Below are 21631 nucleotides of genomic sequence, written 5' to 3'. Positions count from 1 at the left end.
GACATTCCCTCCTTAGCCCAGCAGCTCTTCGATGGATTTGCCGCGCAATTTTGCAACTTCTTCAGCGCGTTTCAAGCGGGACAAACCTTCCAATGTCGCATTGACCATGTTCATGGAATTCGAAGAACCCAGAGATTTTGTCAAGATATCACCTACACCAGCAAGTTCCAGTACAGCACGAACTGGACCGCCAGCGATAACTCCAGTACCTTCCGATGCCGGTTTCAACAGAACCCGGCCAGCACCGAACTTACCTGTAACAAGGTGAGGAATAGTTGTTCCTACAAGCGGAACGTGAACCAAGTTTTTCTTAGCATCTTCAATACCTTTGCGAATCGCATCAGGTACTTCGCCAGCTTTACCGATTCCGGCGCCTACCCAGCCGTTACCGTCGCCTACTACTACCAGAGCACTAAAGCTGAAACGGCGTCCGCCTTTGACAACTTTAGCTACACGATTAATATTTACTACTCTTTCAGTCAGTTCCAAAGTGTTCGGATCTACACGCAAGTCGTTAACCTCCTTTTGAGAAATGTCTTAGAATTCAAGGCCTGCTTCGCGAGCTGCATCAGCCAAAGCCTGAATCCGTCCATGATACAAGTATCCACCACGGTCAAATACGATGTTAGCATGACCTTTTTCTTTTGCACGTTTAGCAACGAGTTCGCCAACCTTACTAGCTGCCTCTACGCTACCACCGTTTTTGATCTCACTGCTCAGTTCTTTATCCATAGTGGATGCAGATACCAATGTTACACCAGCTACATCATCAATCAATTGTGCGTAGATATGTTTGGAAGAACGGAATACGTTCAAACGAGGACGCAAAGCCGTACCTTCGATTTTCTTACGTACACGCAGATGTCTTCTGACACGTGCTTTATTTTTATCTTGTTTTGTAATCATCTTAAGTTTTCACTCCCTTCAGTTTGCCTTTTAAAGCTTTATACTAAGACGCACTGGGTAAAAAAGGAGTACGAAGTCTTTCCGGCAGAAAGACCGCACAAAGTCGGTAAGAAACTTATTTCTTCTTACCGGCTTTACCTTCTTTACGAATGATGCGCTCGCCTTCGTATTTAATCCCTTTACCTTTGTACGGCTCAGGTTCACGAACGGAACGAATTTTAGCAGCATAGGCACCTACACGCTCTTTATCAATTCCGCGAACGATGATTTTAGTGTTCGAAGGAACTTCGAATTCGATGCCCGCTTCCGGTGTGATTTCAACCGGGTGAGAGTATCCAACGTTCAGAACGATTTTATCTCCGGATTTGCTTGCACGATATCCGACCCCAACCAGCTCCAGAGATTTTGAAAATCCTTCAGTTACACCACTTACCATGTTGTTGACAACGCTGCGGGTTGTTCCATGCAAAGAGCGGTGAAGTTTGTTGTCCGAAGGACGAATTACGTTGATTTCATTGTTTTCCACAGTAACGGACATGTCTTTATGAAGCTCACGAGTCAATGTTCCTTTAGGACCTTTAACTGTGATCGCTGTGTTGTTCAAAGTTACGTCAACACCACTTGGTACTGTGATTGGCTTACGACCAATACGGGACATATCTGTTGCACCTCCTATCTTTTAAACGTTATCTTACCAAACGTAGCAAACCACTTCTCCGCCGGCTTTAGACTGACGTGCTTCTTTGTCGGTCATGATACCTTTGGATGTCGAAATGATCGCGATCCCGAGTCCACCCAGAACGCGTGGAATTTCGTTGCTCTTCGTGTAAACACGAAGACCTGGTTTACTGATTCTTTTCAAACCTGTAATAACACGTTCGTTGTTTGCACCGTATTTCAAGAAAACACGGATGATCCCTTGTTTGCTATCTTCAACAAATTCCGCATCACGAATGAATCCTTCACGTTTCAGGATGTCGGCGATTTGTTTTTTCATTGTAGATGCAGGCATTTCTACTGTTTCGTGACGAACTGTGTTCGCGTTACGAATACGAGTAAGCATATCTGCAATTGGATCAGACATAGTCATTGTGTATAAACCTCCTTCCCAAACAGGACTTTTTACCAGCTTGCTTTTTTCACGCCAGGAATCTGGCCTTTATAAGCTAATTCACGGAAGCAAATTCTGCAGATCTTAAACTTTTGCAGTACCGAATGTGGACGACCACAACGCTCGCAACGAGTATAAGCACGAACTTTAAACTTTGGTGTGCGTTGTTGTTTGACTTTCATTGAAGTTTTTGCCACTTAGCCTGACACCTCCTAAATAGTTTCGGAGAACAGGGTGTCTTTTATATCAGACGCCCAAAACGTTATGCCAACATTACTTTGCGAAAGGCATGCCCAGTTGAGTCAGAAGCTCACGGGACTCTTCGTCAGTTTTGGCAGTCGTTACGATAACGATGTCCATACCACGAACTTTATCAACTTGATCGTACTCGATTTCCGGGAAGATCAATTGTTCTTTCAGACCAAGCGTGTAGTTACCACGTCCGTCGAAAGCTTTTGTTGAAACACCATGGAAGTCACGTACGCGAGGAAGCGTGATATTGAACAATTTGTCCAAGAAATAATACATACGCTCGCCACGAAGTGTTACCTTAACACCGATCGGCATGTTTTCACGCAATTTAAAACCTGCAATAGATTTTTTTGCGCGAGTGATTACTGGTTTTTGACCAGCGATCAACTGCATGTCGCTCACAGCCGAATCGAGAACTTTGGAGTTTTGGACTGCGTCGCCAACACCCATGTTGATTACAACTTTCTCGATTTTAGGCACTTGCATTACTGATGTATAGCTAAACTTCTGCATCAAGGCAGGAGTAATTTCTTTCAAGAAACGCTCTTTCATTCTTGTAGTTGCCATGAATCATAGACCTCCTTTCTTTGAAAATTAATTAGTCGATCACTTCGCCAGAACGTTTTGCAATGCGCACTTTTTTTCCGTTGTCCAATACTTTGTAACCAACACGAGTTACTTTTCCGCTCTTCGGATCAATGTGCATAACGTTGGAAACGTGAATCGGAGCTTCTTTCTCGATGATGCCGCCTTGTGGATTCAACTGATTAGGCTTTTGGTGTTTTTTAATCATGTTAACACCTTCCACAAGCACACGGTTTTGACGAGGGTAAGCAGCGATAACGCGACCTTTTTTACCTTTATCTTTACCAGTAATCACCAGAACAGTGTCGTCTTTTTTGACGTGCAGCTTGTTGTTATGGGATTCCAGAACTTTTTTCACTTTTGGCATTTCGTACACCTCCTACAGGCACATTTTAAGGTGAATTTAGATCACTTCCGGAGCCAAGGAAACGATTTTCATGAAGTCCTTGTCACGAAGTTCACGAGCAACTGGTCCGAAAATACGAGTACCACGTGGGCTCTTGTCTTCTTTAACGACCACTGCTGCGTTCTCGTCAAATCCGATATAGGAACCGTCTTTACGGCGGATAGAACGTTTAGTACGAACGACAACCGCTCTTACTACATCACCCTTTTTGACAACGCCGCCTGGTGTTGCTTGTTTTACGGAACAAACGATCAGGTCACCAATTTGAGCTGTACGACGTCCCGTACCACCGAGCACACGGATACACATCAGTTCCTTCGCGCCGGAATTGTCAGCTACAGTCAAACGTGTAAATGGTTGAATCATTTATTTATCCTCCTTTCGGAAAAACTACACTACATTAAATTATAACAGCTTTTTCAATGATTTCGACCAGTCTCCAGTTTTTGTCTTTGGACAAAGGGCGAGTTTCCATGATTTTAACAGTATCACCGATTTGTGCGGTGTTGTTTTCATCATGAGCTTTGAATTTCTTTGTTACTTTGATACGTTTATGGTAGAGATCATGTTTTTTGTAAGTTTCTACAGCAATCACAATCGTTTTGTCCATTTTATCGCTGACTACTTTACCGACTAACACTTTACGGGCATTACGTTCGCTCATTGTTGGCCTCCTTCCTAATTACAGGCGGAATCTCCACCCGGTCTGATATCTTAGCTAATCCCAAGTTCTCTTTCACGGATCACGGTTTTAGCACGAGCAATTTCCTTACGTACATCGCCGATCCGAGTCGGGTTATCAAGCTGACCGGTAGCGAGTTGAAAACGAAGGTTAAAGAGTTCTTCTTTGAACCCAGAGATCTTTTGTTCAATTTCAGCAGTGGTTAGGTTGCGAAATTCACTAGCCTTCATTTGCTTCACCACCCAATTCTTCACGTTTCACAAACTTAGTTTTGATTGGCAGTTTGTGAGCGGCAAGACGCATTGCTTCACGAGCAATCTCTTCCGGAACACCAGCAAGTTCGAACATGATCTTGCCTGGTTTCACTACTGCAACCCATTTTTCTACGTTACCTTTACCACTACCCATACGAACCTCAAGAGGCTTCTGAGTAACTGGTTTGTCAGGGAAAATTTTAATCCAAACCTTACCACCACGTTTGATGTAACGAGTCATCGCAATACGAGCAGCTTCGATCTGACGGTTAGTAATCCATGCAGGTTCAGTAGCTTGCAAACCATACTCACCAAAGTTCAGTGTAGTGCCGCCTTTTGCACGACCCTTCATATGACCACGTTGTTGCTTACGATGTTTTACGCGTTTTGGTACCAACATGATTAGTTGCCTCCTTCCTGAGGAGCTTGTTTCTTAGCTGGAGGAAGAACCTCTCCACGATAGATCCATACTTTTACGCCAATACGGCCGTAAGTAGTATGAGCTTCCGCTGTACCGTAGTCAATGTCGGCACGAAGCGTATGCAGTGGAACTGTTCCTTCGCTGTACCCTTCGGAACGAGCGATTTCGGCACCGCCAAGACGTCCGCCTACTTGAGTTTTAATTCCTTTTGCTCCGGAACGCATAGTTCTTTGGATCGCTTGTTTCAAAGCACGACGGAAAGAAACACGACGTTCCAATTGTTGTGCAATGCTCTCAGCAACCAAGATTGCATCCAGCTCAGGATTTTTAATTTCAGAGATATTGATGTGTACCTTTTTACCGCCTGCGATTTTAGTGATCTCATTACGCAAGTTTTCAACTTCGGAACCACCCTTACCGATAACCATACCAGGTTTCGCAGTGTGAATCGTTACGTTGACGCGGTTAGCTGCTCTCTCGATTTCAACACGGGATACAGCGGAATCTTTCAATCTTTTTTTCAGATGTTCACGAATTCTAACGTCTTCCAGCAAAAGATCACCGAAATCTTTGCCTGCATACCATTTGGATTCCCAATCACGGATAATACCGATTCGGAGTCCGACGGGATTTACCTTTTGGCCCACACGTTTTCCCTCCTTATTTTTCAGATACCACCAGAGTAATATGACTGGTGCGTTTATTGATGCGGCTTGCACGACCCATTGCACGCGGGCGGAACCGTTTCATTGTAGGACCTTGGTTTACAAAAACTTGCGATACTACCAACTTGTTCACGTCCAAAGAGTAGTTGTGGTCTGCATTTGCAATAGCAGAGTTCAACAGCTTCTCAACGACCGGAGAAGCGGATTTCGGAGTGTGACGAAGAATTGCGATCGCCTCACCAACCTGCTTACCGCGGATCAAATCGATAACGAGTTTAACTTTACGAGCGGAAATCCGTACGGATTTAGCATGTGCTTTTGCTTCCATTGAGTTTACCTCCTCTCAAACACTACGCTGTGTTGATTATCTTCTTGTTTTCTTATCGTCATCTGTATGGCCTTTATAGGTACGTGTTGGAGCGAATTCGCCCAATTTGTGTCCGACCATATCTTCCGTTACGTATACTGGCACGTGTTTACGACCATCGTATACACCAAACGTATGTCCGATAAATTGTGGGAAAATCGTAGAGCGACGGGACCAAGTTTTGATCACGACTTTTTTGTCCGATTCGTTCAAAACCTCTACTTTTTTCAGCAGGTAACCATCAACGAATGGTCCTTTTTTGAGACTGCGACCCATGTATGAATCCTCCCTTCGTTAAAACGTTGTCGTTCCTTAATATGTTAACGTGCGACTTAAGCGCACGTCTTATTACTTAGTACGACGACGAACGATGTATTTATCAGATGCTTTACCTTTTTTACGTGTTTTGTAACCAAGGGTTGGTTTACCCCATGGAGACATCGGAGATTTACGTCCGATTGGAGCGCGACCTTCACCACCACCGTGTGGGTGATCGTTAGGGTTCATAACAACGCCGCGAACTTCAGGACGTTGTCCCAACCAACGGCTACGTCCGGCTTTACCGATCTTCACCAATTCATGGTCTTCGTTACCAACAGAACCGATTGTAGCGCGGCAAACTTTCAAAACGCGACGAACTTCACCAGAAGTCAAACGAATAGTTACATACTTCTCTTCTTTACCAAGAAGTTGGGCTTCCGTACCGGCAGCACGAACGAGTTGACCACCTTTGCCCGGTTTCAATTCGATGTTGTGGATAACCGTACCTACTGGAATGTTTTCCAAAGGCAAAGAGTTACCGATTTTGATATCGGAACCTACGCCGGATACCACTTCGTCTCCTACTTTCAAGCCTTTAGGAGCGATGATGTAACGTTTTTCACCATCCACATAGTGGATAAGTGCGATGTTGGACGTACGGTTCGGATCATATTCGATCGTAGCAACGCGGCCCGGTATTCCATCTTTGTTACGTTTGAAATCGATAATACGGTATTTACGTTTGTGTCCACCGCCATGATGACGAACCGTAATTTTACCTTGGTTATTACGTCCAGCTTGCTTGCTCAGAGGCGCCAGCAACGATTTCTCGGGCTGATTAGTTGTGATCTCCTCGAAAGTAGATACAGACATAGCACGTCTGGCCGGGGACGTCGGTTTATACTTTTTAATTGGCACTGAGTTTCCCTCCTTACTTTACAGTTTCAATTATACCGTTTCAAAAAACTCAAGCGGCTTACTGTCTTTGCTCAGCGTTACGAACGCTTTTTTCCACTCGCTCGTATAGCCGGAATGACGGCCGTAGCGTTTTGGTTTTGCAGGAACACGAAGCGTGTTTACGTTACTTACTTTCACGTTAAAGATCGCTTCGATTGCTTTTTTAACTTCGACTTTATTGGAACGAATGTCTACCTCGAAAACGTATTTCAAGTCATTCATCATACCAGCCGTACGTTCGGTGATTACCGGACGTTTGATAATATCACGAGGATCCTTCATTACGCGAGCACCTCCTCTACCTTCTGAACTGCATCCTTCGTAATGATCAGTTTGTCGTGTCCAAGCACGTCAAGAACATTAATGCCGTCTGCGGATACAAACTTCACACCAGGAATATTACGAGCGGACAGAGCCACATTATCATCATAGCCAGGAGCTACGATCAATGCTTTACGGTCAGCTTTAAGGTTGTTCAAAATGGCTGCAAATTCTTTCGTTTTAGGTCCGTTCAGTGTAAGAGCGTCCAATACGATGATTTCATTCTCAATCACTTTGGAAGACAAAGCCGATTTGATCGCCAAGCGACGAACCTTTTTAGGCAATTTGTAAGCATAGCTGCGTGGAGTCGGACCAAATACAGTACCGCCACCAACCCATTGCGGTGCACGGATCGAACCTTGACGAGCGCGTCCAGTACCTTTTTGTTTCCAAGGCTTACGTCCGCCACCACGTACTTCAGAACGTCCTTTTACTTTGTGAGTACCTTGACGCAGGGAAGCCAATTGCATAACAACAGCGTCATGAAGAACGTGTTTATTCGGTTCGATACCGAATACTGCGTCGTTCAATTCAATTTCGCCAACTTGGCTGCCGCTAATATTAAAAAGTGCTACTTTTGGCATTTCGTGTTCCTCCTTTCTTCAGTTGTTTATTTCTTCACCGTTTCTAGTACTTTAAGGAAGCTGTTTTTAGGTCCTGGAATGGAGCCTTTCACGAGCAATACATTACGTTCTGTATCGATCTTAACAACTTCAAGGCGTTGGATCGTTACCGTTTCATGCCCCATGTGTCCTGGCAGGTGCTTACCTTTAGGAACGCGGTTAGCTTGAATGGAGCCCATCGAACCTGGACCTCTGTGGTAACGCGAGCCGTGTGCCATTGGTCCGCGGCTTTGTCCCCAACGTTTGATAACGCCGGCAAAACCTTTACCTTTAGAAATACCTGTTACGTCAACGAATTCGCCTTCTGTGAAGACATCAGCCTTCAGTTCTTGGCCAACCTCGTACGCAGCAAGGTCGATGCCACGAAGTTCACGAACGTAGCGCTTAGGTGCAGTATTTGCTTTTTTCGCATGTCCTGCTTCAGGTTTATTGGATCTTTTTTCTTTTTTATCAGAGAAACCGAGCTGAATAGCTTCGTATCCATCGTTTTCCAGATCTTTCTTTTGCAGAACAACACAAGGGCCCGCTTCGATAACCGTAACAGCAAGTACGTTACCTTCAGGGGTAAACACTTGAGTCATTCCGAGTTTTTTTCCTAAGATACCTTTCATGTTGACACCTCTTTTCTTTTCCTAATCACAAATTACAATTTAATTTCGATATCTACACCGGACGGCAGGTCCAAGCGCATCAAGGCATCCACAGTTTGTGGAGTCGGGTTAACAATATCGATCAGACGCTTATGTGTGCGCATTTCGAACTGTTCCCGGGAATCCTTGTACTTGTGTACCGCACGGAGAATAGTAATGATTTGTTTTTCAGTTGGCAGCGGAATTGGTCCGGATACACCTGCGCCCGAACGTTTAGCTGTTTCAACAATTTTCTCAGCGGATTGATCAAGAATTCTGTGGTCGTAAGCTTTCAAACGAATACGAATCTTTTGCTTTGCCATTTTAGTCCCTCCTTCTATCGCCCAATTTGGTATCGGACATACTCCGTGAAAATTTTCCGACATCCCTCCCATGGCAAAGGGGCCGGGTGTGTCAGTAACCTCTCACATCATCGCACAGTCACAAACAACATTAGTTATTATATCTAATAATTCTGCCTATTGCAAGCAAAAACGAAAAAACAATGTATCTTATTTTCAAAAGATACAATTGCAATCGCAGCTCGCGATTTATTCAAGAGAAAAGCCCCCGCACCAGGGCGGGGGGCTTCTTTTAGCTCCGTTCCAATACAATGTTACTCGTTCCAGTACAATGTTGCTTTATTTAAAGGCCAAAGCCTCTTATTTGGTGATTGTTGCTACCGCACCAGCGCCAACTGTACGTCCACCTTCACGAATAGAGAACTTAGTTCCTTCTTCGATAGCGATTGGGTTGATCAGTTGAACAGTAACTGTGATGTTGTCACCAGGCATTACCATTTCGGAACCTTCTGGCAAAGTGATGATACCAGTTACGTCAGTTGTACGGAAGTAGAACTGTGGACGGTAACCAGTGAAGAAAGGTTTGTGACGTCCACCCTCTTCTTTAGTCAAAACGTAGATTTGAGCAGAGAATTCTGTATGAGGTTTAACAGAACCTGGTTTAGCCAATACTTGGCCACGCTCGATTTGTGCACGATCTACACCACGAAGCAATGCGCCGATGTTATCGCCAGCTTGAGCGGAGTCAAGCAATTTGCGGAACATTTCTACGCCTGTTACTACGGATTTACGGGATTCTTCTTGAATACCGATGATTTCGATTTCTTCGCCCACTTTAACAGTACCACGCTCTACACGGCCTGTAGCAACTGTACCACGACCTGTGATGGAGAATACGTCCTCGACAGGCATAAGGAAAGGCTTATCAGTGTCGCGTTCTGGAGTTGGGACGTAAGTGTCGATTATTTCGAACATTTCAACGATTTTCTTAGCATAGTCGCCCTCTGGGTTTTGCAGAGCTTCACGAGCGGAACCGCGAATGATTGGAGTGTCGTCGCCTGGGAAGTCATATTCGCTCAGCAAGTCACGAACTTCCATTTCAACCAGTTCCAACAACTCTTCGTCTTCAACCATGTCACATTTGTTCAGGAATACAACGATGTAAGGAACGCCTACTTGGCGGGACAACAGGATGTGTTCACGAGTTTGCGGCATTGGGCCGTCAGCTGCGGATACAACCAAAATCGCTCCGTCCATTTGTGCAGCGCCAGTGATCATGTTTTTAACATAGTCGGCGTGACCTGGGCAGTCAACGTGTGCATAGTGACGGTTAGGTGTTTCGTATTCCACGTGTGCTGTGGAGATTGTGATACCGCGTTCGCGCTCTTCTGGAGCTTTATCGATTTGGTCGAATGCTACAGCAGCACCACCGTAAGTTTTGGACAATACAGTTGTGATTGCAGCAGTCAAAGTAGTTTTACCATGATCGACGTGACCAATAGTACCGATGTTAACGTGCGGTTTGTTACGTTCAAACTTAGCCTTTGCCATTTGAACAATTCCTCCTCAATAACTTGTTTTATTTTTAGGCTGCCGGTTTCCTCTTGGAAAAACCTTGATTATACCGGTCAGCTGATACATTGTATTACTCGCCGCCTTTGGTTTTGGCAACGATCTCTTCAGCAATGCTCTTCGGAACTTCTTCATAATGAGAAAGCTCCATAGAGAACACGCCGCGTCCTTGTGTACCGGAACGAAGTGTAGTCGAGTATCCGAACATTTCGGACAAAGGCACCTTCGCACGAATGATTTGAGCTCCACTACGGGAATCCATACCTTCAATCCGACCACGACGGGAGTTCAACATACCCATTACGTCACCCATGTATTCCTCAGGAACCGTTACTTCAACTTTCATAATCGGCTCAAGCAATACTGGTTTACATTTGTCTTTCGCTGCTTTCAGCGCCATTGATCCGGCAATTTTAAACGCCATTTCATTGGAATCGACATCATGATATGATCCGTCCACGATTGTAGCTTTAACGTCCACAAGCGGGAAGCCTGCGATAACGCCGTTTTTCATTTGTTCCTCAATACCAGCAAGAGCAGGAGCGATGTACTCTCTAGGAACAGAGCCGCCGACTACCTTACTTTCGAATTGGCTACCAGTACCTGGCTCAAGCGGTTCGAACTCAACCCATACGTGACCGTATTGACCACGACCACCGGATTGACGAACGAATTTACCTTCGACACGTGCTGGAGCACGGAATGTTTCACGGTAAGCAACCTGTGGTTTACCCACATTGGTTTCCACCTTAAACTCACGACGCATACGGTCGATGATGATATCAAGGTGAAGCTCACCCATACCTGCCAAGATGGTTTGGCCTGTTTCTTCGTTAGTATGAGCGCGAAGAGTTGGATCTTCTTCGGTCAATTTACCAAGGGCAACAGACATTTTATCTTGGTCAGCTTTGGTTTTAGGCTCAACCGCGATTTCGATAACCGGATCAGGGAAATTCATGGACTCGAGAATAACTGGATTCTTCTCATCACACAGTGTATCACCTGTACCTGTATCTTTCAAACCTACGGCTGCCGCAATATCACCGGAGTAAACTACAGTGATTTCTTGACGGCTGTTCGCATGCATTTGAAGAATACGTCCGATACGTTCACGTTTGCCTTTTGTTGCATTCAATACATATGAACCGGATTGAAGAACACCGGAGTACACGCGGAAGAATGTCAACTTACCAACGTAAGGGTCCGTCATGATTTTGAAGGCCAATGCGGAGAATGGCTCTTCATCGGAAGAGTGACGTTCAACTTCCGTACCGTCTTCCAAATGCCCTTGAATACTTGGCACGTCAGTAGGAGCCGGCAAATAGTCGAGAACAGCATCCAACATCAGCTGAACACCTTTGTTACGGTAAGAAGATCCACAGATAACTGGGAAGATTTTAACATCTACAACACCTTTGCGGAGAGCAGCTTTAATTTCGGCAACCGAAATTTCTTCACCTTCCAGGTATTTCATTGTCAATTCTTCGTCCAGTTCAGCAACCTTCTCGATCAATTCATTACGGAGTTCTTCAACTTGATCTTTGAATTCCGCAGGAATTTCGACTTCTTCGATATCTTGACCAAGATCATCTTTGTACATATGAGCTTTTTGTTCAACGATATCGATGATACCAATAAAATCATTTTCTGCACCGATTGGCAATTGAATCGCAACTGCGTTCGCTTGAAGGCGATCACGCATGTCAGAGACAACATTCAAGAAGTCGGCACCAATGATATCCATTTTGTTCACATATGCGATCCGCGGAACGCCGTAGCGATCAGCCTGTCTCCATACGGTTTCGGACTGAGGCTCAACGCCTTCTTTCGCACTGAAAACACCAACTGCTCCGTCCAATACACGAAGGGAACGTTCAACTTCAACAGTGAAGTCAACGTGCCCCGGGGTGTCGATGATATTGACGCGGTGACCTTTCCAGGCAGCGGTCGTCGCAGCGGAAGTAATCGTGATTCCGCGCTCTTGTTCTTGTTCCATCCAGTCCATTGTCGCAGCGCCTTCGTGAACTTCACCGATTTTGTGCGTACGTCCTGTGTAGAACAAGATCCGCTCTGTTGTTGTGGTTTTACCCGCGTCAATATGAGCCATGATCCCGATATTACGTGTATTCGTCAAGGAGAACTCTCTTGCCATGAAATGGGTCTCCCTTCAAAATTGAAGTTATTTTTTTGAGCTGAATCCTACCAACGGTAGTGAGCAAACGCTTTGTTCGCTTCAGCCATTTTGTGCGTATCTTCGCGTTTTTTCACGGAAGCACCTGTGTTGTTGGAAGCGTCGATAATCTCAGCCGCCAAACGCTCTTCCATCGTTTTCTCGCCGCGGTTGCGGGAGTAGTTTACGAGCCAACGTAAACCCAGGGAAGTACGTCTTTCTGGTTTTACCTCGATTGGTACTTGGTAGTTAGCACCGCCGACACGGCGTGCTTTAACTTCCAGGACTGGCATGATATTCTTGATAGCTGCTTCAAAAACTTCCATCGGGTCATTCCCCGTACGTTCTTGGATAAGCTTGAACGCATTGTACAGAATGCTTTGAGCAACGCCTCGTTTTCCGTCGAGCATGATGCGGTTGATCAGGCGGGTAACCAACTTGCTGTTGTATACCGGATCTGGCAACACGTCTCTTTTGGTAACTGGACCTTTGCGTGGCATGGATATCCCCCTTTCTTACATGTTAAACCGATTTATTCGGTTTATATTCATTAGGATTTTTTAGCTTTAGGGCGTTTTGCGCCGTATTTGGAACGAGCTTGCATGCGGTTGTTTACGCCTGCAGTATCCAAAGCACCGCGAACGATGTGGTAACGTACACCCGGAAGGTCTTTTACACGACCGCCGCGAATCAGCACTACACTGTGTTCTTGCAGGTTGTGTCCGATACCCGGAATGTAAGCAGTCACCTCTACACGGTTCGTCAAACGAACACGAGCATATTTACGAAGTGCGGAGTTTGGTTTTTTTGGAGTCATAGTACCTACACGTGTGCAAACTCCGCGTTTTTGCGGGGCACTGATGTCGGTAGCTTCACGTTTCAAGGCGTTAAACCCTTTTTGCAAAGCCGGTGATTTCGATTTCTCGATTTTGGCTTGACGTCCTTTACGAACCAGTTGGTTAATAGTTGGCATTGTGGTTGCCACCCCCTTCCTCAATTTTTCCTGTTGCTTCACAAACCATTTCTAAGCCCACAGACCCAGGCGGTTCATAAAAGAACAAATGAAAAGTCTTTGCCGCCAAGAATTCATTCTCTTAGACAAAAACGTTCCTTACCCTATTGTTTTACGATAGCAGCCATAGCGGCTCCCACTTCAATCCCACATGCAGCTCCGAGATTTTTCATTGTATCTACAAGAGTCACCTTGACTCCTTGCTTGTTGCACAAAGCAATGATGTTGGAAGTGAGACGCGGATCTGCGTCTTCCGCCACATATACTTCAGAGGCGAAGCCCAATTCGACCATACGAATGGTTTGTTTGGTACCGATTTTGACATGAGCATCTTGCAGTCCCTGTTCTTTAGACATATCTCATTCCTCCGAAAAGACACAATAGCATATAGGCTACTCACGCACCTTTGCTATATTAGCATTGACTATAAGCAATGTCAAGACAATTATCGACTATAGTTTGCTTAACAAAGAAATACATTTCATTTCAAGAAAAAGCGCCGGAACACCGTCTGACAAAGCCACAATCTAAAAGCCTCATCAGAGATGCGATGTTCCGGGCCCATCATGCCATTTGTTAACGTTATATTACTCGGCCGAAATCGGTTCGAGTTCTTCGGACGAGGGTTGCTCCCCTTCCGGTTGGGCAAATTTCACACTGCGGTAACGATTCATACCTGTACCCGCAGGGATCAACTTACCAATAATAACGTTCTCTTTCAGACCAAGCAACTGATCGACTTTGCCTTTTATAGCCGCATCGGTCAGCACGCGAGTGGTCTCTTGGAAGGAAGCTGCTGACAAGAAGGAGTCAGTTTCCAGAGATGCCTTGGTGATACCAAGCAGAACCGGTTTGGCTACCGCTGGCTCTTGGCCACTGAGAATTGCTGTCTTGTTCGCATTTTCATACTCGTGCACATCAACAAAGGAGCCTGGAAGCAGCGTTGTATTCCCCGCATCAAGGATACGGATTTTACGCAACATTTGACGAATCATAACTTCCACGTGCTTATCATTGATTTCTACGCCCTGATTCCGGTATACGCGTTGAACTTCCTGAAGGATATAGTTCTGTACCCCGCGAATACCTTTAATGCGCAGCATTTCTTTAGGGTCGATTGAACCGTCTGTCAGTTCATCCCCGGCTTCAACAGTCATGCCTTCGCTTACGCGCAGACGAGAACCATACGTAACCGAATAAGTTTTCGTTTCAGCTTCACCCTGAATATCGATCTCACGGCGATCTTTACCTTCACGAATTTCTTTAACTGTACCGTCAATTTCACTGATGGTTGCCTGACCTTTAGGATTACGTGCTTCGAAAAGCTCCTGAATACGCGGCAAACCTTGTGTAATATCGTCGCCCGCTACACCGCCTGTGTGGAATGTACGCATTGTAAGCTGGGTTCCTGGTTCACCGATGGATTGTGCCGCGATAATACCAACTGCTTCACCAATCTCAACGTGTTTGCCAGTAGCCAGATTGCGACCGTAGCATTTCTTGCAGACGCCATGTTTGGCACGACAGCTCAGTACTGAACGAATTTGAAGCTTTTGTACACCAGCTTTAACAATTGCTTCCGCTTTGTCGGAATCGATCAATTCGTTACGGCCAGCCAAAATCTCGCCAGTCTCCGGATGACGTACCGTTTCAAAGCAATAGCGACCTTCCAGACGGTCATACAGATCCTCAATAACTTCTTTACCGTCCTGAATACGGCTTACTGTAAAGCCTTTGTCCGTTCCGCAATCTTCTTCACGCACGATAACATCCTGCGCTACATCGACAAGACGACGAGTCAGGTAACCTGAGTCAGCCGTACGAAGCGCTGTATCCGCCAAACCTTTACGCGCTCCGTGAGTGGAGATGAAGTACTCGAGTACTGTCAAACCTTCACGGAAGTTCGATTTAATTGGGAGCTCGATAATACGACCGGATGGATTCGCCATCAGACCACGCATACCGCCGAGCTGGGTAATCTGTGATTTGTTACCCCGCGCTTTGGAGTCTACCATCATCATGATCGAGTTGTAGCGATCCATGGACTTCATCAGCACTTCGGTAATATCATCTTTCGCTTTGGACCAAATATCAATAATCCGGTCATAGCGTTCCTCGTTCGTAATCAAACCACGACGGTATTGATTCGTTACGACTTGCGCTTTGTCCTCAGAACCTTTAAGAATTCCTTGTTTTTCCACCGGCACGATAACGTCCGATACAGCAACAGTTACACCTGAACGAGTAGAATACGTAAAGCCAAGCTGTTTGATTTTATCCAAAATCACAGCTGTTTCTGTTGTATGGTAAGTTTCAAAGCAACGGGCAATAATGTTACCAAGGTAATCCTTACCTACCCCGTTAGCTTGCGGAGCATTTTGAATCGCTTCTGTAAGGTTTACACCCTTTTCGTAAACAAAGAACTCCTCAGCAGTACCATAAAGCAGGTTGGCACGGGTAGCATCATTGATGTACGGGAAGCTGGCCGGGAAAATTTCATTAAAGATAATTTTACCAACCGTGGTGATCAGCATTGCATCCTGTTGTTTTTCCGTAAAGCTCGTTTTATTCAAAGCTTTAACCGGAATAGCTACACGAGCATGAAGACCCGCTGTACCGCGCTGGTAAGCCGATATAGCCTCGTTCATATTGCGAAGGATCATGTTGCTGCCTTCTTCTTCTTTGTTATCCATAGTCAGATAGAAAGAACCAAGGACCATATCCTGGGAAGGAGTAACAACAGGTTTGCCGTCTTTCGGATTCAAAATGTTACCGGATGCCAGCATGAGCAAACGAGCTTCTGCTTGGGCTTCCGCAGACAATGGAACGTGAACCGCCATTTGGTCACCGTCAAAGTCGGCATTATATGCCGTACATACGAGCGGATGCAAACGGATTGCACGACCTTCAACCAAAATCGGTTCAAACGCCTGGATACCGAGTCTATGCAGCGTAGGGGCACGGTTCAGAAGAACCGGATGCTCCCTGATTACTTCTTCGAGCACATCCCATACTTCTGCGCTCACGCGCTCTACTTTACGTTTCGCGCTCTTAATGTTGTGTGCAAGACCTTTGTTCACAAGTTCTTTCATGACAAAAGGTTTGAACAGTTCCAATGCCATTTCTTTCGGCAAACCGCATTGGTACATTTTCAAGTACGGACCTACAACGATAACGGAACGACCGGAGTAGTCAACACGTTTTCCGAGCAAGTTTTGACGGAAGCGTCCTTGTTTACCTTTCAGCATATGGCTGAGGGATTTCAAAGGACGGTTACCCGGACCTGTAACAGGGCGGCCACGACGACCATTATCGATCAGAGCGTCAACAGCTTCCTGCAGCATCCGTTTTTCATTTTGTACGATAATATCCGGTGCACCCAGATCTAGCAAGCGTTTCAGACGGTTGTTACGGTTAATAACACGGCGGTACAAGTCATTCAGGTCAGAGGTAGCAAAACGTCCACCATCCAGCTGTACCATCGGACGGAGCTCAGGAGGAATAACAGGCAACACGTCCATGATCATCCAGTCCGGCTGGTTGCCGGAGTTACGGAACGCCTCAATCACTTCAAGACGCTTGATCGCACGGTTGCGACGTTGTCCTTGAGCTGTACGCAACTCTTCTTTCAGGAATTCCAGTTCTTTGTCTATATCCAAATCTTGAAGGAGCTTCTTAACCGCTTCAGCACCCATACCTGCCTGAAATCCGTAGCCGTATTTTTCACGGTAGCTGCGGTATTCTTTCTCGGACAGGAGTTGCTTTTTCTCCAATGGCGTATCTCCTGGATCAGTTACAACATAAGATGCGAAGTAAATGATCTCTTCCAGAGATCTTGGAGACATATCAAGAGCAAGACCCATACGGCTCGGAATGCCTTTAAAGTACCAAATATGCGATACAGGGGCAGCCAGTTCGATGTGACCCATACGCTCACGACGAACCTTAGCGCGGGTAACCTCTACGCCACAACGGTCACAGACAACACCTTTATAGCGCACGCGCTTGTACTTACCGCAATGACATTCCCAGTCTTTCGTAGGTCCGAAAATTTTCTCGCAAAATAGTCCTTCTTTTTCCGGTTTAAGCGTACGATAGTTAATCGTCTCCGGTTTTTTGACTTCTCCGCGGGACCAAGAACGAATCTTTTCGGGGGAAGCAAGCCCGATTTTCATATATTCGAAATTGTTAACGTCCAACAAGGAGCAACCCTCCTTAACCAAATCCTGAGTTTTTAGGTTTGATACCGCCCGGCAGCACCGGGCGGTATCAAGAAGCTCGATCCATCCTGTAGAGAATGGATCGAGGCATATAACAAAGCTGATATGATTCAGTCAGCAGACAGACTACTCTACGCCAACCTCAGAGCCTTCCAGATTCAAACTCAGCTTGTCGCTGGTTGTATCATCTTCATCATCAAGCTCTCTCATTTCGATCTCTTGTTCGTCTCCGGACAGAATCTTCACGTCCATACCCAAGCTTTGCAGCTCTTTGATCAAGACCTTGAATGATTCAGGCACACCCGGTTCAGGTACATTTTCACCTTTGACGATGGATTCGTATGTTTTAACACGTCCAACCACATCATCGGATTTGACAGTCAAAATTTCCTGAAGCGTGTAAGCCGCGCCGTAGGCTTCCAGCGCCCATACTTCCATCTCCCCGAAGCGCTGACCACCGAATTGAGCTTTACCACCCAACGGCTGTTGCGTAACGAGAGAGTAAGGACCTGTAGAACGAGCATGGATTTTATCGTCAACCATATGCGCCAGTTTGATCATGTGCATGACACCGACAGTAACTTCACGTTCAAAACGATCACCGGTACGTCCGTCATACAACACCGTCTTACCATTGCGCTGCATGCCTGCCTCTTCCATCGTATCGAACACGTCATACTCCTTGGCACCATCGAATACAGGCGTTGCTACATGAATACCAAGACGCATTGCAGCCATACCCAGATGAATTTCAAGCACCTGTCCGATGTTCATCCGTGAAGGTACACCCAGCGGATTCAGAACGACTTGTACTGGTGTACCGTCCGGAAGGAACGGCATATCTTCTTCAGGCAAAATACGGGCAACGACACCCTTGTTACCGTGACGTCCGGCCATTTTATCGCCTTCGGAAATTTTACGTTTTTGAGCAATGTATACACGAACCAGTTGGTTTACGCCTGGTGGCAGTTCGTCGCCATTCTCACGTGTAAATACTTTTACGTCCACAACAATCCCGTCTGTTCCGTGAGGAACTCTCAAAGAAGTGTCGCGAACCTCGCGTGCCTTCTCACCAAAGATCGCATGCAAGAGGCGTTCTTCGGCTGTCAGCTCTGTCACACCCTTAGGCGTTACTTTACCAACGAGAATGTCACCTGCGCCGATTTCGGCACCAATGCGGATAATTCCACGCTCATCCAGATTACGGAGCGCTTCTTCACCGACATTCGGAATATCACGGGTGATTTCTTCCGGTCCAAGCTTCGTGTCGCGGGCTTCGGATTCGTATTCCTCAATATGAATGGAGGTGTATACGTCTTCCTTAACCAGCTTCTCACTCAGCAGGATCGCATCCTCGTAGTTGTAACCTTCCCAAGTCATGAAGGCAACGACAACGTTACGTCCCAATGCCAGCTCGCCCATCTCTGTGGAAGGACCATCTGCGAGAATATCGCCAGCTTTCACCACATCGCCTCTATTGACGATTGGACGTTGGTTAATGCATGTTCCTTGGTTCGAACGCATAAATTTGTGTAATTTATACTTAACTATGTCGCCCTTCACTTCAGAACCATCTACTGCTTCGATGCGACGCAGCCAAATTTCGTTAGCTGAAGAACGTTCGATTACACCGTCGTATTTGGATACAATACATACCCCGGAATCTTTCGCAGCCTTATGCTCCATTCCTGTTCCGACCAAAGGAGACTTCGGAATCAACAAAGGAACGGCCTGCCGTTGCATATTGGAACCCATCAACGCGCGGTTCGAGTCATCGTTCTCCAGGAACGGAATCAGTGCAGTTGCCACGGACACGACCTGCTTAGGCGAAACGTCCATATAGTCAACACGGCTACTTGCCATTGGAATGATGTTATCAGACTGCTTGTTGTAACGGACAATGACAACTTCTTCCTTAAAAGTGCTGTCCTCTGTCAGTTCCTCATTTGCCTGGGCTACGATGTAGTTATCTTCTTCATCAGCCGTCAGGTAATCAATTTGGTCTGTAACTTTTCCGGTTTTTGGATCTACCCAACGATAAGGAGCTTCGATAAATCCGTACTCGTTGATACGTGCGAAGGTAGACAAGGAGTTGATCAAACCAATGTTTGGTCCCTCTGGTGTCTCGATAGGACACATACGGCCGTAGTGACTCGGATGGACGTCACGTACTTCCATGCCTGCGCGTTCACGTGTCAAACCGCCGGGTCCGAGTGCGGACAAACGGCGTTTGTGTGTCAATTCGGCAAGTGGATTCGTCTGATCCATAAACTGGGACAGCTGGGAGCTACCAAAGAACTCCTTGATCGAAGCAATTACCGGACGTATGTTAATCAGCGCCTGCGGCGTAATCACATTAGCATCCTGAATCGACATTCTTTCGCGCACCACGCGTTCCATACGGGATAAACCGATACGGAACTGGTTCTGGAGCAATTCGCCGACAGAGCGCAAACGACGGTTGCCCAAATGGTCAATATCGTCCGTGCTTCCGATTCCGTGAAGTAAGTTAATAAAATAACTGATGGAGGAAATAATATCGGCAGGCGTAATATTTTTAACCGATTTATCAATATTTCCGTTGGCAATCAGTTTTACAACTTTACCATCCTCAATCGGCGAGAATATGTCGATTGTTTGAAGAGGAATATCGTTGCTTTCCAGCACGCCAGTAGCAACATGATACGTACGGTGTCCTACCGACTCCTCAAGTTGGGGCAAAATCTCGTCCAACAAGCGGCGATCCACCATTTGTCCTGCTTCAGCGATGATTTCACCGGTTGTCGTATCAATCAAAGTCTCAGCAAGCCGTTGATTGAACAGACGGTTTTTGATGTGAAGCTTTTTATTGATTTTGTAACGGCCTACGTTGGCCAGATCATAACGTTTTGGATCAAAGAAACGTGCAACGAGCAAGCTCTTTGCATTATCCAGTGTAGGTGGCTCACCCGGACGAAGACGCTCATAAATCTCAATCAGCGCTTTTTCCGTAGAGTCTGTGTTGTCTTTATCAAGCGTGTTACGGATATATTCGTCATTGCCGAGCAAATCCAGAATCTCAGCATCAGTGCCAAAGCCAAGCGCACGCAGCAACACCGTAACCGGAATTTTACGGGTACGGTCAATCCGGACATAGATAATGTCCTTCGCATCCATCTCCAGTTCGAGCCAAGCCCCCCGGTTAGGAATTACCGTTGCGGTGTATGTTGTTTTCGCATTCTTGTCGACTTTTGTGCTGAAATAGACGCTGGGAGAGCGAACCAACTGGCTGACAATAACCCGTTCCGCACCGTTAATAATAAACGTACCCGTATCAGTCATCAGCGGGAAGTCTCCCATGAATACTTCCTGCTCTTTCACTTCCCCGGTCTCTTTATTAATAAGCCGGACTTTTACCCGAAGCGGTGCTGCATACGTTACGTCGCGTTCCTTTGCGTCGTCAACGGTATATTTGGGTTCTCCGAGAGAATAATCGATAAACTCCAAAATCAGATTTCCTGTGAAATCCTGAATTGGCGAAATATCCCGAAACATCTCCCGCAATCCTTCCTCCAAAAACCAATCATAGGATTTTTGCTGGATCTCAATCAGGTTCGGAACCTCGAGTACCTCGTTAATACGTGCATAACTGCGCCGAGTGCGTCGACCATATTGAACAAGATGTCCTGCCAACTTAAACTCACCCCTCATGTCTACTCACTTTAAAAATTCATTGCGAACCTTTGTTTGTGACCTTATAATAAGACACAGACAGAAGATTCAATCCACAAATACAGAAAAGCCCTTACTCGAATGCATTCGAAAAAAGAGCAACGTATCTGCAGAATCCTCTTACCGGAAGATCTTCATCACTTGTAGATTTGCCCAAAATGATTGTATTATACGTAATAGGTATAAATACTATACCCTTCTACG

Annotated in this window: 26 protein-coding genes; all 26 read right to left on the bottom strand. The window is 45.9% G+C overall.

Going from position 1 to position 21631, the window contains the following annotated elements; all coding sequences use genetic code 11:
• Positions 1 to 12: 12 nt before the first annotated feature.
• The 26 genes from rpsE to rpoB all read right to left on the bottom strand — a co-directional run bounded on the left by rpsE (position 13) and on the right by rpoB (position 21388).
• Positions 13 to 510 (bottom strand): 30S ribosomal protein S5, encoded by a 498-nt coding sequence (rpsE, locus tag E0698_RS22170; protein WP_013312151.1) that lies wholly within the window; start codon positions 508 to 510, stop codon positions 13 to 15.
• Positions 511 to 537: 27 nt separating this feature from the next.
• Positions 538 to 906, bottom strand: a complete 369-nt coding sequence (rplR, locus tag E0698_RS22165) for a 50S ribosomal protein L18 (RefSeq protein WP_044647212.1) — start codon at positions 904 to 906, stop codon at positions 538 to 540.
• Positions 907 to 1021: 115 nt separating this feature from the next.
• Positions 1022 to 1564, bottom strand: a complete 543-nt coding sequence (gene rplF / locus E0698_RS22160) for a 50S ribosomal protein L6 (RefSeq protein WP_014278307.1) — start codon at positions 1562 to 1564, stop codon at positions 1022 to 1024.
• A gap of 33 nt (positions 1565 to 1597) precedes the next feature.
• A complete protein-coding gene (gene rpsH / locus E0698_RS22155) occupies positions 1598 to 1996 on the bottom strand; it encodes a 30S ribosomal protein S8 (RefSeq protein WP_014278308.1) in 399 nt (132 codons plus the stop codon).
• A gap of 32 nt (positions 1997 to 2028) precedes the next feature.
• Complete coding sequence (locus tag E0698_RS22150) at positions 2029 to 2214, bottom strand: type Z 30S ribosomal protein S14 (RefSeq protein WP_013312154.1); 186 nt, start codon at positions 2212 to 2214, stop codon at positions 2029 to 2031.
• Between the two features lie 76 nt (positions 2215 to 2290).
• The gene (gene rplE, locus E0698_RS22145) at positions 2291 to 2836 is read right to left on the bottom strand and encodes a 50S ribosomal protein L5 (RefSeq protein ID WP_025685933.1); all 546 of its coding nucleotides are present in this window, start codon (positions 2834 to 2836) and stop codon (positions 2291 to 2293) included.
• Positions 2837 to 2867: 31 nt separating this feature from the next.
• A complete protein-coding gene (gene rplX / locus E0698_RS22140; RefSeq protein ID WP_013312155.1) occupies positions 2868 to 3221 on the bottom strand; it encodes a 50S ribosomal protein L24 in 354 nt (117 codons plus the stop codon).
• Between the two features lie 36 nt (positions 3222 to 3257).
• A complete protein-coding gene (gene rplN, locus E0698_RS22135) occupies positions 3258 to 3626 on the bottom strand; it encodes a 50S ribosomal protein L14 (protein WP_007432573.1) in 369 nt (122 codons plus the stop codon).
• A gap of 34 nt (positions 3627 to 3660) precedes the next feature.
• Positions 3661 to 3924 (bottom strand): 30S ribosomal protein S17, encoded by a 264-nt coding sequence (gene rpsQ / locus E0698_RS22130; protein ID WP_025685934.1) that lies wholly within the window; start codon positions 3922 to 3924, stop codon positions 3661 to 3663.
• Between the two features lie 50 nt (positions 3925 to 3974).
• Positions 3975 to 4172, bottom strand: a complete 198-nt coding sequence (gene rpmC, locus E0698_RS22125; RefSeq protein ID WP_014278310.1) for a 50S ribosomal protein L29 — start codon at positions 4170 to 4172, stop codon at positions 3975 to 3977.
• Positions 4162 to 4596 carry a 50S ribosomal protein L16 gene (gene rplP, locus E0698_RS22120; RefSeq protein ID WP_192512918.1) on the bottom strand — a complete coding sequence of 145 codons (435 nt, stop codon included), beginning with the start codon at positions 4594 to 4596 and terminating at the stop codon, positions 4162 to 4164. The genes rpmC and rplP overlap by 11 nt, the downstream gene beginning before the upstream one ends.
• 2 nt (positions 4597 to 4598) lie before the next feature.
• Complete coding sequence (gene rpsC / locus E0698_RS22115; RefSeq protein WP_014278312.1) at positions 4599 to 5264, bottom strand: 30S ribosomal protein S3; 666 nt, start codon at positions 5262 to 5264, stop codon at positions 4599 to 4601.
• Positions 5265 to 5277: 13 nt separating this feature from the next.
• Positions 5278 to 5610: a 50S ribosomal protein L22 gene (rplV, locus tag E0698_RS22110; RefSeq protein ID WP_013312157.1), complete on the bottom strand. Its 333-nt coding sequence runs from the start codon at positions 5608 to 5610 to the stop codon at positions 5278 to 5280.
• Between the two features lie 36 nt (positions 5611 to 5646).
• Positions 5647 to 5925: a 30S ribosomal protein S19 gene (rpsS, locus tag E0698_RS22105; protein WP_025685935.1), complete on the bottom strand. Its 279-nt coding sequence runs from the start codon at positions 5923 to 5925 to the stop codon at positions 5647 to 5649.
• 72 nt (positions 5926 to 5997) lie between these two features.
• A complete protein-coding gene (gene rplB / locus E0698_RS22100; RefSeq protein ID WP_134912313.1) occupies positions 5998 to 6828 on the bottom strand; it encodes a 50S ribosomal protein L2 in 831 nt (276 codons plus the stop codon).
• Between the two features lie 30 nt (positions 6829 to 6858).
• Positions 6859 to 7149: a 50S ribosomal protein L23 gene (gene rplW / locus E0698_RS22095; RefSeq protein WP_013312159.1), complete on the bottom strand. Its 291-nt coding sequence runs from the start codon at positions 7147 to 7149 to the stop codon at positions 6859 to 6861.
• Positions 7149 to 7772 (bottom strand): 50S ribosomal protein L4, encoded by a 624-nt coding sequence (gene rplD, locus E0698_RS22090; protein ID WP_192512917.1) that lies wholly within the window; start codon positions 7770 to 7772, stop codon positions 7149 to 7151. The genes rplW and rplD overlap by 1 nt, the downstream gene beginning before the upstream one ends.
• A 26-nt stretch (positions 7773 to 7798) precedes the next feature.
• Complete coding sequence (rplC, locus tag E0698_RS22085; protein ID WP_192512916.1) at positions 7799 to 8422, bottom strand: 50S ribosomal protein L3; 624 nt, start codon at positions 8420 to 8422, stop codon at positions 7799 to 7801.
• 32 nt (positions 8423 to 8454) lie between these two features.
• Complete coding sequence (rpsJ, locus tag E0698_RS22080; RefSeq protein WP_005544556.1) at positions 8455 to 8763, bottom strand: 30S ribosomal protein S10; 309 nt, start codon at positions 8761 to 8763, stop codon at positions 8455 to 8457.
• Positions 8764 to 9102: 339 nt separating this feature from the next.
• On the bottom strand, positions 9103 to 10293 hold the full coding sequence (tuf, locus tag E0698_RS22075; protein WP_044647207.1) for an elongation factor Tu: 1191 nt from the start codon (positions 10291 to 10293) through the stop codon (positions 9103 to 9105).
• A 94-nt stretch (positions 10294 to 10387) separates the two neighbouring features.
• A complete protein-coding gene (gene fusA, locus E0698_RS22070) occupies positions 10388 to 12466 on the bottom strand; it encodes an elongation factor G (RefSeq protein WP_192512915.1) in 2079 nt (692 codons plus the stop codon).
• A gap of 47 nt (positions 12467 to 12513) precedes the next feature.
• Positions 12514 to 12984 carry a 30S ribosomal protein S7 gene (gene rpsG, locus E0698_RS22065; RefSeq protein ID WP_007432586.1) on the bottom strand — a complete coding sequence of 157 codons (471 nt, stop codon included), beginning with the start codon at positions 12982 to 12984 and terminating at the stop codon, positions 12514 to 12516.
• A gap of 50 nt (positions 12985 to 13034) precedes the next feature.
• Positions 13035 to 13457, bottom strand: a complete 423-nt coding sequence (rpsL, locus tag E0698_RS22060; RefSeq protein WP_007432587.1) for a 30S ribosomal protein S12 — start codon at positions 13455 to 13457, stop codon at positions 13035 to 13037.
• Positions 13458 to 13600: 143 nt separating this feature from the next.
• A complete protein-coding gene (locus E0698_RS22055) occupies positions 13601 to 13852 on the bottom strand; it encodes a ribosomal L7Ae/L30e/S12e/Gadd45 family protein (protein ID WP_014278316.1) in 252 nt (83 codons plus the stop codon).
• A 231-nt stretch (positions 13853 to 14083) separates the two neighbouring features.
• Positions 14084 to 17698, bottom strand: a complete 3615-nt coding sequence (gene rpoC, locus E0698_RS22050; RefSeq protein ID WP_134912304.1) for a DNA-directed RNA polymerase subunit beta' — start codon at positions 17696 to 17698, stop codon at positions 14084 to 14086.
• A gap of 144 nt (positions 17699 to 17842) precedes the next feature.
• Positions 17843 to 21388: a DNA-directed RNA polymerase subunit beta gene (gene rpoB, locus E0698_RS22045; protein WP_192512914.1), complete on the bottom strand. Its 3546-nt coding sequence runs from the start codon at positions 21386 to 21388 to the stop codon at positions 17843 to 17845.
• Between the last annotated feature and the right edge of the window lie 243 nt (positions 21389 to 21631).

Source organism: Paenibacillus sp. 23TSA30-6, assembly GCF_014858585.1.
Classification (GTDB): Bacteria; Bacillota; Bacilli; order Paenibacillales; family Paenibacillaceae; genus Paenibacillus.
The sequence above is the reverse complement of the archived record's forward strand: the minus strand, read 5'-3'. Positions and strand labels throughout refer to the sequence as shown.